General features: G+C 69.8%; 14 protein-coding genes. 11 read left to right on the top strand and 3 right to left on the bottom strand.

The window, feature by feature from the left end:
- The first annotated feature begins 30 nt into the window (after positions 1–30).
- The 9 genes from FHD68_RS07805 to FHD68_RS07765 are packed head-to-tail and all read left to right on the top strand — an operon-like array spanning position 31 to position 8669.
- Positions 31–2310: a bifunctional salicylyl-CoA 5-hydroxylase/oxidoreductase gene (locus FHD68_RS07805; protein WP_139085501.1), complete on the top strand. Its 2280-nt coding sequence runs from the start codon at positions 31–33 to the stop codon at positions 2308–2310.
- On the top strand, positions 2307–3032 hold the full coding sequence (locus FHD68_RS07800) for an SDR family NAD(P)-dependent oxidoreductase (protein ID WP_127897341.1): 726 nt from the start codon (positions 2307–2309) through the stop codon (positions 3030–3032). The genes FHD68_RS07805 and FHD68_RS07800 overlap by 4 nt, the downstream gene beginning before the upstream one ends.
- Positions 3029–3463, top strand: coding sequence for a MarR family winged helix-turn-helix transcriptional regulator (locus tag FHD68_RS07795; RefSeq protein WP_127897342.1), 435 nt, complete (start codon positions 3029–3031; stop codon positions 3461–3463). The genes FHD68_RS07800 and FHD68_RS07795 overlap by 4 nt, the downstream gene beginning before the upstream one ends.
- Positions 3460–4272 carry an enoyl-CoA hydratase family protein gene (locus tag FHD68_RS07790; RefSeq protein WP_127897343.1) on the top strand — a complete coding sequence of 271 codons (813 nt, stop codon included), beginning with the start codon at positions 3460–3462 and terminating at the stop codon, positions 4270–4272. Before FHD68_RS07795 ends, FHD68_RS07790 begins: the two co-directional genes overlap by 4 nt.
- 50 nt (positions 4273–4322) lie before the next feature.
- Positions 4323–5453, top strand: coding sequence for an acyl-CoA dehydrogenase family protein (locus tag FHD68_RS07785; protein WP_127899232.1), 1131 nt, complete (start codon positions 4323–4325; stop codon positions 5451–5453).
- A complete protein-coding gene (locus FHD68_RS07780) occupies positions 5450–5839 on the top strand; it encodes an acyl-CoA thioesterase (RefSeq protein WP_127897344.1) in 390 nt (129 codons plus the stop codon). The genes FHD68_RS07785 and FHD68_RS07780 overlap by 4 nt, the downstream gene beginning before the upstream one ends.
- A complete protein-coding gene (locus FHD68_RS07775; RefSeq protein ID WP_045983325.1) occupies positions 5832–6227 on the top strand; it encodes a RidA family protein in 396 nt (131 codons plus the stop codon). Before FHD68_RS07780 ends, FHD68_RS07775 begins: the two co-directional genes overlap by 8 nt.
- Positions 6228–6237: 10 nt before the next feature.
- On the top strand, positions 6238–7851 hold the full coding sequence (locus FHD68_RS07770; protein WP_045983326.1) for a benzoate-CoA ligase family protein: 1614 nt from the start codon (positions 6238–6240) through the stop codon (positions 7849–7851).
- The gene (locus FHD68_RS07765) at positions 7848–8669 is read left to right on the top strand and encodes a tryptophan 2,3-dioxygenase (protein ID WP_127897345.1); all 822 of its coding nucleotides are present in this window, start codon (positions 7848–7850) and stop codon (positions 8667–8669) included. Before FHD68_RS07770 ends, FHD68_RS07765 begins: the two co-directional genes overlap by 4 nt.
- A gap of 98 nt (positions 8670–8767) precedes the next feature.
- Here the strand turns inward: FHD68_RS07765 and FHD68_RS07760 are convergent, their stop codons facing one another.
- Complete coding sequence (locus tag FHD68_RS07760; protein ID WP_127897346.1) at positions 8768–9487, bottom strand: GNAT family N-acetyltransferase; 720 nt, start codon at positions 9485–9487, stop codon at positions 8768–8770.
- Positions 9484–10224, bottom strand: coding sequence for a competence/damage-inducible protein A (locus FHD68_RS07755; protein WP_127897347.1), 741 nt, complete (start codon positions 10222–10224; stop codon positions 9484–9486). Before FHD68_RS07755 ends, FHD68_RS07760 begins: the two co-directional genes overlap by 4 nt.
- A 102-nt stretch (positions 10225–10326) precedes the next feature.
- Here FHD68_RS07755 and map point away from each other — a divergent pair, with 102 nt between their 5' ends.
- Complete coding sequence (gene map, locus FHD68_RS07750; protein ID WP_127897348.1) at positions 10327–11124, top strand: type I methionyl aminopeptidase; 798 nt, start codon at positions 10327–10329, stop codon at positions 11122–11124.
- Between the two features lie 151 nt (positions 11125–11275).
- Here the strand turns inward: map and FHD68_RS07745 are convergent, their stop codons facing one another.
- Complete coding sequence (locus tag FHD68_RS07745) at positions 11276–11869, bottom strand: YqgE/AlgH family protein (protein ID WP_046001439.1); 594 nt, start codon at positions 11867–11869, stop codon at positions 11276–11278.
- 103 nt (positions 11870–11972) lie between these two features.
- Between FHD68_RS07745 and FHD68_RS07740 the strand changes: the two genes are divergently transcribed.
- Positions 11973–12773 carry a protein-disulfide reductase DsbD domain-containing protein gene (locus FHD68_RS07740; RefSeq protein ID WP_127897349.1) on the top strand — a complete coding sequence of 267 codons (801 nt, stop codon included), beginning with the start codon at positions 11973–11975 and terminating at the stop codon, positions 12771–12773.
- Positions 12774–12888 lie beyond the last annotated feature (115 nt).

Genomic DNA, 12888 nt, shown 5'->3' with positions numbered 1-12888 from the left:
GCCAGCCTGCAGCGCAGGAGGTGGCACGGGATGAAGATTCTCTGTCTGGGCGGCGGGCCTGCGGGCCTTTACTTCGCGATCTCGATGAAGCTGCGCGATCCGTCGCATGACGTGACCGTGCTAGAGCGCAACGGCGCGGGCGACACCTTCGGATGGGGCGTGGTGCTGTCCGACGACGCCCTGTCGCGGCTGCAGAAGAACGACCCGTCCTCGGCCCAGGCGATCCGCGATCACTTCATCTACTGGGACGACATCGCTGTCATCCGCGACGGCCACCGGCAGGTCTCCGGCGGGCACGGCTTCGCGGGCATCGGGCGGCGTCAGCTGCTGATCCTGCTGCAGGAGCGCGCGCGCGACCTGGGCGTCGATCTGCAGTTCCGGACCGAGTTCCAGACCGCTGAACAGTATCGCCGCGACTATGACCTGGTCGTCGCCTGCGACGGGCTGAACAGCAAGGTCCGCACGGAATATGCGGACGTGTTCCGCCCCGACATCGACATGCGCCGCTGCAAGTTCGTCTGGCTGGGTACCAAACAGAAATTCGACGACGCCTTCACCTTCATCTTCGAAAAGACGCCGCAGGGCTGGCTCTGGGCGCATGTCTATTCCTTCGACGCCGACACCGCGACCTTCATCGTGGAATGTTCGCAGGAGACCTGGGACGCGATGGGCTTCGAGGGCATGACGAAAGAGCAGATCGTCGAGACCTGCCGCGACGTCTTCAAGGATCATCTGGGCGGGCACGACCTGATGTCGAACGCGGCGCATCTGCGCGGCTCGGCCGTCTGGATGAACTTTCCCCGCGTCATCTGCGAGCGGTGGTACCATGAGAACGTCGTGCTGATGGGCGATGCGGCGGCGACGGGGCATTTCTCGATCGGGTCCGGCACGCGGCTGGCCTTGGACAGCGCCATCGCACTGGCGGATTACCTGCATTCCGAACCCGACCTGCCCCGCGCCTTCGAACGCTATCAGGAGGAACGGCGGGTCGAGGTGCTGCGCCTGCAATCGGCGGCCCGCAACAGCCTGGAATGGTTCGAGGAGGTCGAGCGTTACCTGGACCTGGACCCGATCCAGTTCACCTATTCCCTGCTGACCCGCAGCCAGCGGATCGGGCATGAGAACCTGCGCCTGCGCGACCCGGGTTGGGTGCGCGAGGCCGAGGACTGGTTCCAACGGCAGGCCGGCGGCCAGCCGGGCCGCGCGCCGATCTTCGCGCCCTTCCGCCTGCGCGACATGGCGCTGAAGAACCGCATCGTCGTCTCGCCCATGGCCCAGTACAAGGCGCAGGACGGCTGCCCGACCGACTGGCACCTGGTCCATTACGGCGAACGCGCCAAGGGCGGCGCGGGGCTGGTCTTCACCGAGATGACCTGTGTCAGCCCCGAAGGCCGCATCACGCCGGGCTGTCCGGGCCTCTATGCGCCCGAGCATCAGGCGGCCTGGCGGCGGATCACCGATTTCGTCCATGCCGAGACGGATGCCAGGATCTGCTGTCAGATCGGCCATTCGGGCCGCAAGGGCTCCACCCGCATCGGGTGGGAGGGGATGGACCAGCCGCTGGCGGAGGGCAATTGGCCGATCATGGCGGCCTCCGCCCTGCCCTGGTCCGAGGGCAATGCCGTCCCGCAGGAGATGACCCGCGCCGACATGGAGGCGGTGACGGCGCAATTCGTGGCCGCGACCCGCATGGCCGATGCGGCGGGCTTCGACATGATCGAGCTGCATGCGGCGCATGGCTATCTGCTGTCCGGGTTCCTGTCGCCGGTGTCGAACCGGCGCGGCGATGAATACGGCGGCAGCCTGGAGAACCGCCTGCGCTGGCCGCTGGAGGTGTTCACCGCCATGCGCGCCGTCTGGCCCGAGGGGCGGCCCATGTCGGTGCGCATCTCGGCCACGGACTGGACCGAGAACGGCGTGACGCCTGACGAATCGGTCGCCATCGCGCGGGCCTTTCACGCGGCGGGGGCGGATATCATCGACGTGTCTGCGGGCCAGACGACGCCCGATGCGCGGCCCGTCTATGGGCGGATGTTCCAGACGCCGTTTTCCGACCGCATCCGCAACCAGGCGGGGCTGGCCACGATGGCGGTGGGCAACATCACCGATGCGGATCAGGCCAACGGCATCCTGATGGCGGGGCGCGCCGATCTGGTGGCCATCGGGCGGCCGCATCTGGCCGATCCCTATTGGACGCTGCATGCGGCGACGGCGCTTGGCGACGGGGCGGACTGGCCCCTGCCCTATCACGCGGGCCGCGATCAGGCGCGGCGACTGGCCGCCAAGCAGGCCGAGGAGATCCGCGCATGACCCGCGTCCTGATCACCGGCGGCGGCAGCGGCACCGGCGCCGACATGGCCCGCGCCTTTGCCGCCCAAGGCCATGAAGTCGTCATCACCGGGCGCGATGCCGCGCGGCTTGAGGCGGTGGCGGGCGGCCTGATCCGCGCCGTGCCCGGCGATGTCAGCGACGAGGATCAGGTGCGCCGCATCTTCGACGACGCCGGCCCCTGCCAGGTGGTCATCGCCAATGCCGGCATCGCCGAGGCCGCGCCCTTTGCCCGCACCACGCTGGACCAGTTCAGCCGCATCATGGCGGTCAACCTGACGGGGGTCTTCCTGACCTTTCGGCAGGCGCTGTCGCAGATGGGACCGGGGGGGCGGTTGATCGCGGTGTCCTCGGCCGCGGGGCTGCGGGGGGCGGCCTATGCCTCGGCCTACGCGGCCAGCAAGCACGGGGTGATGGGGCTGGTGCGGTCGATCGCGCTGGAGGTGGCGTCGAAACGGATCACCGCCAACGCCATCTGCCCCAGCTATCTGGACACAGAAATGACCGGCCGCACGCTGGACGGGATCATGGCGAAGACGGGGCGCGACCGCGACGCGGCGCTGGCCGCGCTGACCGCCCGCAACCCGCAGGGCCGCCTGATCGCGCCCGCCGAGGTGACCGGCGCGGCGCTGTGGCTAGCATCAGACGCTGCGGCCAGCGTGAACGGCCAGGCCATCGTCCTGGACGGGGGCGAGAGCGCATGACCGACCTGTCCAAGCGGCGGCTGAAGATCTGGATCCGCCTGCTGGGCGTGACGCGGGGGGCCGAGAACCACCTGCGCGACTATCTGCGCCGCGCGCATGGCACGACCCTGCCCCGCTTTGACGTGATGGCGGCGCTGTGGCGCAGGCGCGAGGGCGTGACCATGTCCGAGCTGTCGCGCCTGCTGCTGGTGTCGAACGGCAATGCCACCGCGGTCGTCGACCGGCTGGAGGCCGACGGCATGGTCCGCCGCGAGGCCGAGGATGGCGACCGCCGCCGCATCCGCGTGCGCCTGACGCCCGAAGGCCTGGAGGCGTTCGAGATCATGGCCCTGGGCCATGAGGCCGAGGTCGACGCGATCCTGGGCCGACTGTCCGAAACCGATCTGGAGGCGCTGCGCGACATCCTGTCCCGCGCCGGGAGGCCCGAATGAAACCCGTCCCCATGGCCGATCTGACGCCCGAGCATTTCCTGTGGGAGGTCACGGACCGCATCGCGGTGATCCGCCTGAACCGCCCCGAACGCAAGAACCCCCTGACCTTCGACAGCTATGCCGAACTGGGCGCGTGCTTTCGGATGCTGGCCCATGCCTCGGACGTGGATGTGGTGGTGCTGGCCTCCAACGGCGGGAATTTCTGTTCCGGCGGCGACGTGCATGAGATCATCGGCCCGCTGGTCGGCATGGAGATGCCGCAGCTGCTGGCCTTCACCCGCATGACCGGAGAGCTGGTCCGCGCGATGATCCATTGCGGCAAGCCGGTGATCGCGGCGGTCGAGGGGATCTGCGTGGGCGCGGGCGCGATCATGGCCATGGCCAGCGACCTGCGGCTGGCCGCGCCCTCGGCCAAGGCCGCGTTCCTGTTCACCAAGGTGGGGCTGGCGGGCTGCGACATGGGGGCCTGCGCGATGCTGCCGCGCATCGTGGGACAGGGGCGCGCGGCGGAACTGCTGTACACCGGCCGCGTGCTGCGCGCCGAGGAGGGCGAGCGGTGGGGGTTCTGGAACAGCCTGCATGACGATGTCCTTGCGGCGGCGATGGATCTGGCGCGGGCGATCGCGGCGGGGCCTGTCTGGGCGCATGGCATCACCAAGACGCAGCTTCTGCAGGAATGGACCATGGGGCTGGACCAGGCGATCGAGGCCGAGGCGCAGGCCCAGGCCATCTGCATGACCACGCGCGATTTCGAGCGGGCCTATCGGGCCTTCGTCGCCAAGGAGACGCCGGTCTTCGAGGGCAACTAAGGGAACCGGGGCTCTGCCCCGGACCCCGGGATATTTGGGTGAAGAAGACGATGGATCGCAGCTTTCTGGACTGGCCGTTCTTTGAGCACAGGCATCGCGCGCTGGCCCAGGGGCTGGAGGACTGGGCCCTGGGCGCGCTGCCTGTGGATCACGGCGATGTGGACGGGGCCTGTCGGGGGCTGGTGCGGGCGCTTGGCGATGGCGGGTGGCTGGCGCATTCGGGGGGCGAGGCGCTGGACGTGCGCGCGCTGTGCCTGATCCGCGAGACCTTGGCGCGCCATGACGGGCTGGCGGATTTCGCCTTCGCCATGCAGGGCCTGGGCATGGGGGCGGTGACGCTGTTCGGCAGCGCGTCGCAGCGGGCATGGCTGGAGCGGACGCGAGGGGGCCGGGCGATTTCGGGGTTCGCGCTGACCGAGCCTGCCTCGGGGTCGGACGTGGCGCGGCTGGCGACCACGGCGCGGCGGGATGGCGACGGGTGGGTGCTGGACGGGGAAAAGACCTATATCTCCAACGGCGGGATCGCGGATGTCTATGTGATCGTGGCGCGGACCGGAGAGGCCCCAGGCGCGCGGGGGCTGTCGGCCTTCCTGCTGCCTGCGGACACGCCGGGGCTGGAGGTGGCAGGCCGCATCGACGTGATGGCCCCGCATCCGCTGGCGCATCTGCGCCTGACCGGGGTGCGGTTGCCGGGGGAGGCGCTGATCGGGCAGGCGGGACAGGGGTTTCGCATCGCCATGACGGTGCTGGATCATTTCCGGCCCACGGTGGGGGCCGCGGCCCTGGGCTTCGCGCGCCGGGCGCTGGATGAGGCGCTGGCGCGGGTGCGGTCGCGCCAGATCCAGGGCGCGCCGATGGCCGAGCTGCAGATGGTCCAGGGGCATCTGGCCGACATGGCGCTGAAGATCGACGCCGCCGCCCTGCTGATCTATCGCGCGGCCTGGGCCAAGGACCAGGGCGCGCCCCGCATCACGCGCGAGGCGGCGATGGCCAAGCTGTACGCCACCGAGATCGCGCAGGAGGTCATCGACCAGGCGGTGCAGCTGCATGGCGGCGACGGCGTGCGCACCGGCAGCACGGTCGAGAGCCTGTACCGTGAGATCCGCGCCCTGCGCATCTATGAGGGGGCCAGCGACGTGCAGCGCGTCGTCATCGCCCGCAGCATCCTGGAGGGCGCATGACCTATTCCCGCACCATTCCCATCGAGTTCTGCCACTGCGACCCGGCGGGGATCGTTTTTTACCCCCGCTATGCGGAGATGGTGAACCACATGGTGGAGAACTTCTTCCTGGAGGTCGTGGGGCATGGGTTCGGCCCGATGATGGCGGCGGGTCAGGGGATGCCCACCGTCGCGCTGGAGATGGCGTTCCGCAAGCCTGCGCGGCTTGGCGACCGGCTGGACTGGACGCTGGTGGTCGAGCATCTGGGCCGGTCCAGCGCGCGCTTTCTGATCCGCGGCGAGGACCGGGTGGAGGCGCGGACCACCGTGGTCTGGATGGACCGCGATTTCACCCCGTCGCCCTGGCCCGACGACATGCGACAGACCCTGGAGGCGCATCATGCATGAACCCCTGCATCCGGCGACGTGGAAGCGCGCCTCGGGCTATGCCAACGGGATCATGGCGCGGGGGCGGATGATCTTTACCGGCGGGCTGGTGGGCTGGGACGCGAATCAGGTCTTTCAGACCGACGATTTCGCGGGCCAGGTCCGGCAGGTGCTGGAGAACATCGTGGCGGTCCTGGCCGAGGGCGGCGCGGGGCCACAGCATCTGGTGCGGCTGACCTGGTACGTCACCGACAAGCACGAATATCTGGGCGCGCTGCGCGCGGTGGGGGCGGCCTACCGTGACGTGATCGGGCGGCATTACCCGGCCATGGCGCTGGTGCAGGTCGTGGCGCTGGTCGAGGACCGCGCCAAGGTCGAGATCGAGGCCACGGCCGTGGTGCCGGAATAGGGGGACGATCATGCTGGGACCAAGCGGGCACGAGGACAGCTTCACGCGCGACAACCTGCCCCCGCCGGAGGCCTGGCCGCGGATCGACCTGTCCGGATACGACTATCCTGATTGGCTGAATGCGGGGGCGGAGCTGACCGACCGCATGGTCGATCGCGGGTTCGGGGACCGGGTCGCGCTGGTCGGCAACGGGCGGGCGCGGACCTACAAGGAGCTGTCGGACTGGACCAACCGGCTGGCCCATGCGCTGGTCGCCGATTACGGGCTGCGGCCGGGCAACCGGGTGCTGATCCGGTCGGCCAACAACCCCGCGATGGTCGCCTGCTGGCTGGCCGCGACCAAGGCGGGGGCGGTCGTGGTCAACACCATGCCCATGCTGCGCGCCAAGGAGCTGTCCCAGATCATCGACAAGGCGCAGGTGACGCATGCGCTGTGCGACACGCGCCTGATGGATGAGCTGGTGGCGGCGGCCAAGGGCTCGGCCACGCTGACCACCGTGGTGGGGTTCGACGGCACCGCGAACCATGACGCGGAGCTGGACCGGGCGGCGCTGACGAAACCCGTGCGGTTCGAGGCGGTGCGGACCGGGCGGGATGACGTGGCGCTGTTGGGGATGACGTCGGGTTCGACGGGCGAGCCCAAGGCCACGATGCATTTCCACCGCGACCTCTTGATCATCGCCGACGGCTATGCGCGGGAGGTGCTGGGGGTGAGGCCCGACGATGTCTTCGTGGGGTCACCGCCGCTGGCCTTCACCTTCGGGCTGGGCGGGCTGGCGGTGTTCCCGCTGCGCTTCGGGGCCAGCGCGGTGCTGCTGGAGAACGCCTCGCCCCCGAACATGATCGAGATCATCGAACGCCACCGCGCCACGATCTGCGTGACCGCGCCCACGGCCTATCGGGTGATGCTGCGCGCGATGGATCAGGGGGCGGACCTGTCCAGCCTGCGCGTGGCGATCAGCGCCGGAGAGACGCTGCCCGCCCCCATCTGGCAGGACTGGCACGACCGCACGGGCAAGCCGATGCTGGACGGGATCGGCGCGACCGAGATGCTGCACATCTTCCTGACCAACCGGCTGGACGACAGCCATCCAGGCTGCACCGGGCGGCCCGTGCAGGGATACCGCGCGCGGATCGTGGACGATGCGGGACAGGAGGTGCCGCGCGGAGAGATGGGGCGGCTGGCGGTGATCGGGCCCACCGGCTGCCGCTATCTGAACGATGCGCGGCAGGCAGAGTATGTGCAGGGCGGCTGGAACCTGACCGGCGACACCTTCTGGCAGGACGATGACGGGCGGTTCCATTTCGCGGCGCGCTGCGACGACATCATCGTGTCGTCGGGCTACAACATCGCGGGGCCGGATGTGGAGGCGGCGTTGCTGGCGCACGCGGACGTGCTGGAATGCGCGGTGATCGGCGCGCCGGACCCGGAGCGCGGCCAGATCGTCGAGGCGCATGTGGTGCTGGCCCCCGGCGTCGCGCCCGACACCGCGACGGCGGAGCGGCTGCAGCGTCATGTGAAGGACGTGATCGCGCCCTTCAAATATCCCCGCCGGGTGGTCTTCTGCGCGGCCCTGCCCAAGACCCAGACCGGCAAGATCCAGAGGTTCAGGCTGAAGCAATGAGTATCGACCCTGCACAGGAAGGCGCGCGCATGTCGTTCGACGGGCGCATGTCCTATGGCGATTATCTGGGGCTGGACCGGCTACTGACATCGCAGCATCCGCTGTCGGATGCGCATGACGAGATGCTGTTCATCATCCAGCACCAGACCTCCGAGCTGTGGATGAAGCTGGCCCTGCTGGAGATGGGGGCGGCGCGGGAACGGATCGCTGTGGGCGACCTGCGCCCGGCGTTCAAGATGCTGACCCGCGTGGCGCGGATCATGGAGCAGCTGAATTCGGCCTGGGACGTGCTGCGCACCATGACGCCGTCGGAATATTCGACCTTTCGCCCCGCGCTGGCCGAGAGCAGCGGGTTCCAGTCGCATCAGTACCGGATGATCGAGTTCGTCGCAGGCAACCGCAACATGGCGATGATCGCGCCCCATGCGCATCGGCCCGACCTGGCCGAGGCGCTGCGGGCGGAGGCCGCGCGGCCGTCGCTGTACGACGAGGTTCTGGGGCGGCTGAGAGCGGCGGGGTTCGACGTGGCGGCGCGCACCGTGCTGGACAAGCCCCATGCGCCGGACGCGGCGGCGCGGGCGGCCTGGGCCGAGGTCTATCGCGAACCGGCGCGGTATTGGGAGCTGTATGAGCTGGCCGAGAAGCTGGTGGATTTCGAGGATTACTTCCGCCGCTGGCGGTTCAACCATGTGACGACGGTGGAGCGGATCATCGGCTTCAAGCGCGGATCGGGGGGCACGTCGGGGGTGACCTATCTGCGGCGGATGCTGGACGTGGTGCTGTTCCCCGACCTGTGGGAGCTGCGGACCGAGCTGTGAGCGGGGCGGACGGCCGCGCCTGACCGGCCCTGACGGGCCGGGGTCGCGGCCGTCGGTGGCGCCCGGACCTGCGGTCCGGGCGCGGTCGGTCCAGTGGGTCAGGCGGCGGGGCCGTAATAGGCGTAGTTGCCCTGGACCGTGAAGCCGAGGCTGGCATAGGTGGCCTGGGCTGCGGTATTCGCGCGGCTGACGGCCAGGCCGATGCGTGTGGCACCGAGATCCTGGGCCCAAGCGGCGGCCTGGCGCATCATCCAGCCGGCGAGACCCTGACGGCGGAAGGTGGGCAGGACCTCCACCGCGTGGACCATGGCGGTGCAGTCATGCAGCGCGACGAAGCCTGCGCCGGCGGCACGGTCCCGGATGCGGCCCAGGAGGGCGGCCTTGGGCAGGGGCACGCGGTCGATCACGGCCTGTCTTGCGGGGGTGATGTTGCCCGCGCCCCAGATCTGGCGCTGGATCGCCAAGGGGGGCCAGATCGCGAAGGCGGTGACGGGCGGGATCTGCCGGTCGGTCAGCGCGGCGATTGGCGCGGCCATGACCAGGGTCGGGATATGCGCGCCGAGGCCGCGCGCGGTCAGGGCGGCGATCAGGTCAGTTTCATCGTCCCACGCACGGAACAGCGGCGGCTGGCCCCATGCGGCATGCCGGGCGCAGGCGGCATCGATGTCGGCATCGCCCCACGGACCGACCGCGATGGCCGAGCTGACGCGCCCGCCCGCCCCTGCGCCCCGCCCGACCAGGAAGCCGCCGCAGCGGACGGTCTCAGACGCGGGCCAGGTCGCCTCGAAGGCGGCGGCCAGATCGGGGTCGGGCCTCACAACCCGATGCGTCCGCGCAGCGCGGCCATGGCCAGATCGACGCGGGCGGCATCCAGGCCCCGCACCACAAGGTTCGTGCCCCAACCCGTGTCATCGCGGAACGGATAGGACCCGAGCGACAGGTCGGCGTATTCGGCGGCGACGGCCTTCAGGTCCTCGGCCACCTCGCTTTCGCCGCGGCGGACCTCGACGGTCAGGGACTGCACCGGGCGGCCCACGGGCAGCTGCGGGATCAGCCAGGCGACCATGGCGCGGAAGACCTCGGGGACGCCCGCCATCACATGGGTCGCGCCGATGGAGAAGCCGGGCGCGGCCGACACGGCATTGTCGATCAGCGTCGCACCCACGGGGATGCGGGCCATGCGCAGGCGGTTCTCGTTCAGTTCGACCCCCATGCGGTCGCAGCGCTCCTGCAGCAGGGCGCGGGCGGTGGGGTTGACCTCGACCGTGGTGCCATGGGCGGCGGCCACGGCATCGGCGGTGATGTCGTCATGCGTGGGCCCGATGCCGCCGGAGGTGAACAGCAGGTCGTACGCCCCGCCCAGGGTCCGGTCCAGTGCGCGGATCGCGTCCACGATGCGGTCGGTGTCGTCGGCCACCACGCGGATCTCCTGAAGGTCAATGCCGGTGGCGGTCAGCACCTGGGCCAGGTGATGGGCGTTCCCTTCGCGGGTGCGGCCGGACAGGATCTCGTCGCCGATGACCAGGATGGCGGCTGTGGGGTTGTCGGACTGCATCAGGCTCTCCCTTGGGTGTCGCGCCCCATCTATGCCCGCAGCCGGGGCTGGAACAAGTGGGCGCGCGTCTCTATCTAGGGCGGCAGACAGAAAGGATCAGCGATGGACGAAGGCCGTATCACGAGGGAAGGCATCCGCCTGCACATGCCCGGGGATTTCGCAGGCATGCGGGCGGCGGGCGCCCTGGCCGCGCGGATCCTGGACGAGGTGGGGCCGATGGTCGCACCGGGCGTCACCACCGGCGCGCTGGACGATTTCATCCGGGGCCGGGTGACGGAGCTGGGCGCGACCTCGGCCACGATAGGCTATCGCGGGTACCAGCATGCCAGCTGCATCAGCGTGAACCACGTAGTCTGTCACGGCATCCCCGGCGACAAGAGCCTCAAGGACGGCGACATCCTGAACATCGACGTGACGGTCATCCTGGACGGCTGGTTCGGAGACACCAGCCGGATGTACGTGGCAGGCAAGCCGTCGCTCAAGGCGCAGCGGCTGCTGCAGGTGACCCATGACGCGCTGATGAAGGGGATCGAGGCCGTGCGCCCCGGCGCGACCTTCGGCGACATCGGCGCGGCGATCCAGACCTATGCGGAAGAACGGCGCATGTCGGTGGTGCGCGACTTCTGTGGGCACGGGATCGGGCGGGTGTTCCATTCGCCGCCCAACGTGCTGCATTTCGGACGCCCGGGAAAAGGCCCGGTGCTGGAGGAGGGCATGTTCTTCACGATTGAGCCGATGATCAACCTCGGCCGCCCGGAAACCAAGGTCCTGGCCGATGACTGGACGGCGGTGACGCGCGACAAGTCGCTGTCGGCCCAGTTTGAACATTCGATCGGCGTGACGGCCGACGGATGCGAGATCTTTACCCCTTCCGACCGGTTCTTCCCCGAACTGGCGTGATCGATTGCGTCCCGCGGTGGCCGGGGGCGCTCCGCCCCCCGGACCCCCCGGAGGTCGCAATCATTCATTGGTCAGGAAAACACCGCAAGGCGTCCTCCGCCCCAGGGGGTCCGGGGGGTGGAACCCCCCGGCGCCGCGCGGGACGCAAAGCTCAGGCGCGGCCGGACGCCGCCGACAAAAGCGACGGATCGATCCCCTGCGCCCGCAGCGCGCGCTGCCACTTGTCCTCGTGCGACAGATCAAAGATCAGGTCCTCGGCGCCATCTCCGGTCAACCAGCCATTGGCCAGCATCTCGGTCTCCAGCTGCCCCGGCCCCCAGCCTGCATAGCCAAGCGCCAGAACCGCAGGATCGGGGCCATAGCCCTGCGCCAGTTCCACCAGGATGTCGCGCGTCGTGGTCATCGCCAGCGCCTGACCGATCCGCAAGCGCCCCTCGGGGTCCTGCCCGTGCTCGGCCACCTTGTGCAGCACGAATCCCCGGCCCGGCTCGACCGGGCCGCCAAAGCGCACCTCGATCGGCCGCGCATCCTCCTCGGCCTCGATGCCCAGCTGGTCCAGCAGATCGCCAAAGCCGATCTCGGGCAGCGGGCGGTTCAGCACCAGCCCCATCGCCCCCTCGTCGGAATGCGCGCAGACCAGCACCACGGACCGCTCGAAACGCGGATCGCTCATGCCGGGCATGGCGATCAGGATCTTGCCGGTCAGGTTGCGGTCTTGGGCGGAATCACCGGTGATGCTGGTCATCATGTCTCCTTTTCATGACAGATCGGCACTGGGGCGGGATGTTGCAAGGCTTGCGCGGAATTGTGACTTTCCGCCCCCGCCGCGCGGGCGCTAGGACAGGGGCATGACACATTTCCCCCGCCCGCTTCTTGCCACCGCCCTGGCGCTTGTCCTGACCGGACCCGCCATCGCCCAGGACGACCTGCCGCCCGGCCTGCGCGGCGCACAGCTGCTGCCCGGCTGGACCGAACCCGGCGGCGCGCGCATCCTGGCGCTGGAACTGCTGCTGGAGCCGGGCTGGAAGACCTACTGGCGCAGCCCCGGCGACACCGGCCTGCCGCCCCAGCTGGACTGGGCGGGCTCACGGAACCTGTCCCATGTCACCCTGCACTGGCCCGCGCCCCAGGCCATCCGATCCGGAGAGACGCTGGAGATGGGCTATCACGACCGCCTCGTGCTTCCGCTGACCGCCCATCCGCAGGACCCCGGCAAGCCCGTCGACATCGCCGCCCAGATCGATCTAGGCCTGTGCGAGAACATCTGCGTTCCCGTGCACCTTGAACTGCAGGCGCCGCCCGTGGGCAGGCAGTCGGACCCGGTGATCGCCAGCGCCCTTGCGGCGGAGCCGCAGCGCCTGGACGGCAACCCCGCCTGCGAGGTGACGCCCCTGGCAGACGGGCTGCGCGTCGCGATGGACCTGCCGCAGGGCCCGGCCACGCTGGCCGCGGTCGAACTGACCGACAATCCGCAGGTCTGGGTCTCGGCGGCGGACATCCTGCCCGGACCCACGGGCCCCCAGGCGGTGGTCGAGATGGTCGCTCCCTCGGGCAAGCCCTTCGATCTGGACCATGACGCACTGCGCCTGACGGTGATCCCCGCCGATGGGGGACGGGCGACCGAAACCACCGGCTGCGCCGCGGACTAGGTCCCCGCACGGCGCCCCCGCCGGACCTGCGCCAGGGTCGCCCCCGCCATGATCGCCGCCAGCGTCGCCAGATAGGCCAGCAGCGCGCCCCCCGCCCCCGGCCACCCGCCGGGCG

Source organism: Paracoccus marcusii (assembly GCF_006151785.1).
Classification (GTDB): Bacteria; Pseudomonadota; Alphaproteobacteria; order Rhodobacterales; family Rhodobacteraceae; genus Paracoccus; species Paracoccus marcusii.
Note: the sequence above shows the minus strand (reverse complement) of the source record. Positions and strands in the feature narration are given on the sequence as shown.

What these genes read in the sequence shown, in the direction of transcription:
- FHD68_RS07775 (WP_045983325.1), top strand. Translation starts at nt 5,832, where the DNA reads ATGCATGAACCCCTGCATCCGGCGACGTGGAAGCGCGCCTCGGGCTAT.
- FHD68_RS07755 (WP_127897347.1), bottom strand. Translation starts at nt 10,224, where the DNA reads ATGCAGTCCGACAACCCCACAGCCGCCATCCTGGTCATCGGCGACGAG.
- FHD68_RS07780 (WP_127897344.1), top strand. Translation starts at nt 5,450, where the DNA reads ATGACCTATTCCCGCACCATTCCCATCGAGTTCTGCCACTGCGACCCG.
- FHD68_RS07765 (WP_127897345.1), top strand. Translation starts at nt 7,848, where the DNA reads ATGAGTATCGACCCTGCACAGGAAGGCGCGCGCATGTCGTTCGACGGG.
- map (WP_127897348.1), top strand. Translation starts at nt 10,327, where the DNA reads ATGGACGAAGGCCGTATCACGAGGGAAGGCATCCGCCTGCACATGCCC.
- FHD68_RS07800 (WP_127897341.1), top strand. Translation starts at nt 2,307, where the DNA reads ATGACCCGCGTCCTGATCACCGGCGGCGGCAGCGGCACCGGCGCCGAC.
- FHD68_RS07785 (WP_127899232.1), top strand. Translation starts at nt 4,323, where the DNA reads ATGGATCGCAGCTTTCTGGACTGGCCGTTCTTTGAGCACAGGCATCGC.
- FHD68_RS07740 (WP_127897349.1), top strand. Translation starts at nt 11,973, where the DNA reads ATGACACATTTCCCCCGCCCGCTTCTTGCCACCGCCCTGGCGCTTGTC.
- FHD68_RS07745 (WP_046001439.1), bottom strand. Translation starts at nt 11,869, where the DNA reads ATGACCAGCATCACCGGTGATTCCGCCCAAGACCGCAACCTGACCGGC.
- FHD68_RS07795 (WP_127897342.1), top strand. Translation starts at nt 3,029, where the DNA reads ATGACCGACCTGTCCAAGCGGCGGCTGAAGATCTGGATCCGCCTGCTG.
- FHD68_RS07805 (WP_139085501.1), top strand. Translation starts at nt 31, where the DNA reads ATGAAGATTCTCTGTCTGGGCGGCGGGCCTGCGGGCCTTTACTTCGCG.
- FHD68_RS07770 (WP_045983326.1), top strand. Translation starts at nt 6,238, where the DNA reads ATGCTGGGACCAAGCGGGCACGAGGACAGCTTCACGCGCGACAACCTG.
- FHD68_RS07790 (WP_127897343.1), top strand. Translation starts at nt 3,460, where the DNA reads ATGAAACCCGTCCCCATGGCCGATCTGACGCCCGAGCATTTCCTGTGG.